Here is a 1,762-nt window from a genome sequence, read left to right on the forward strand (position 1 = left end):
ATAGAGTATTCCCACGTAATTGGTATGCTGTGAGTTATGTAAAAGATATAAAAAAGATTCCAGTAAAAAAAAGAGTTGCTGGCAAAGATTTTGTATTATATCGGGATGAAAAAGGCGAAGTTCAGGCTCTATCACCTTACTGCCCTCATCGTGGCGCTGACTTATCACTGGGACAAGTAGTAAATGGTAAACTAGTCTGTCCCTACCATGGTTGGGAGTTCGATAGTTGTGGTACTTGTGTAAGAATTCCATCCCAACCCAATAAACCTATCCCGAAATTTGCTCATACCTTCTCATACCCTGTAAAAGAAAAGATTGGGTTGATTTGGATATACCCTGATAGTGAGGAAAATCCATCTGAATGGAAAACTTTTCATGTAATGGAGAACACTCCTTTTAAACTCTCTTTCTTCCACGCCACTTGGAATGCACACCTTACTCGATCAATCGAATCTGTGCTGGATATTGCTCATCTTGCTTATGTACATAAAAAAACGATTGGTAGAAAAACAAAAGCCGAATCAACCAATTATAAGCTGGAGGGAACACTGGATCAGTTTATATTCTCAAATGGTGATGCTTACCTTGAATACAAATTCCCACATCAGTGGATGCTTCACAGTGGCAAACAGGAGAATGAGTCATTTATTCAGTATATTACGTTTACACCAATTGATGAAGAAGAGACATTAATTATGGGATATACCGGAAGGACATTTTTAAAGTACTTCCCTTTACTAGACCAAATTTTAGCTAAATTTAGTTTAAGAGTACTAAAAGAGGATCAAATTATTGTAGAAAGTCAACATCCTAGACCTATACCAGAAGCTTTAAAAATGGAGGCCCATGTTCATGCAGATATGGCTCAAGTTCAGTTTAGAAAACGTTGGTTTCAGTTTTTACAAAATGGGTCTTGTTTTTCACTTGATTAAAGGCACGTAACGCAGTATTAAATATAGGTGTAGTGATGTTGATAGACGGTGGATGCTACCCCATCGCCATCAAGCTAAAATTTTATAGTACCCCCTGAACCCAATTTTGTACTAACTCGTAACAAAAAATCCCTTCAAAAAAGAAAGGCGCCTATGCACCTTTCTTTTGTAATGCATTCTCACTCTCTTAGCATTCAGAATCCCTTATGAATCACTTTAATGCATCATTGTACGAACCTAATTACCCTTTAGAAAAGTAATAATTTGTCTCCTTACTTTTCAGTAACATATTTCCTCTTATTATTAAAAATAAGTCGTTTCTACTTAATATTTTTACTATAACTCTAACTAGTGCTAACCAAAGGATCATAATAAGCCAAATATAATTTATTAATCACGTTTAAAGTACATAAGTCTGCACTGATTGAAAATGCAGAACCAGCATTAATATCGTTTAGCGTATTTGTAATCCGCTAACGACTTAAATCACCTTATTTCACTCTCTTCGGTAAAGCTGAGCCTGAATGTTCAATTACTGGATGAACATAAACATTAATGTCAGCATTACTAAAATAATTTTCACCTTGATCCCAATTCTTACTTATTTTCTTTCATTCTTTATAATTATTCCGCTTATATACTTCTCCTAATGCTAATGCATCCACCTTATATTTTTTTGAACAAGCTTTATTGATTTTTGAATCCTTTGCTCCATCTCTTTTGAAATATCCTTCGTTAAGCGTTTTTTATCTCCATGCTCAAATGTTTTCAATTATTTTTGTTTCTCCAGATTTATTATAGAATCTTTCATCTAAAATTAGTCTGTTTTA

At 34.3% G+C, this 1,762-nt stretch carries 1 protein-coding gene and 2 pseudogenes; 1 reads left to right on the forward strand and 2 read right to left on the reverse strand.

All coding sequences use genetic code 11. From position 1 onward, the window contains the following. On the forward strand, positions 1–932 hold a 932-nt coding region (locus ACQGS6_RS27835), incomplete at its 5' end, for a Rieske 2Fe-2S domain-containing protein (protein ID WP_426965985.1). Positions 933–1,173: 241 nt separating this feature from the next. Here the strand turns inward: ACQGS6_RS27835 and ACQGS6_RS27840 are convergent. Continuing rightward, positions 1,174–1,242 (reverse strand): annotated as a pseudogene (locus ACQGS6_RS27840) (HXXEE domain-containing protein); the annotation flags it as partial. A gap of 181 nt (positions 1,243–1,423) precedes the next feature. Further along, a pseudogene (locus ACQGS6_RS27845) lies at positions 1,424–1,683 on the reverse strand (Ger(x)C family spore germination C-terminal domain-containing protein); the annotation flags it as partial. Between the last annotated feature and the right edge of the window lie 79 nt (positions 1,684–1,762).

Source organism: Bacillus sp. GMs2/2 (assembly GCF_050172095.1).
GTDB lineage: Bacteria > Bacillota > Bacilli > Bacillales > Bacillaceae_G > Bacillus_A > Bacillus_A cereus.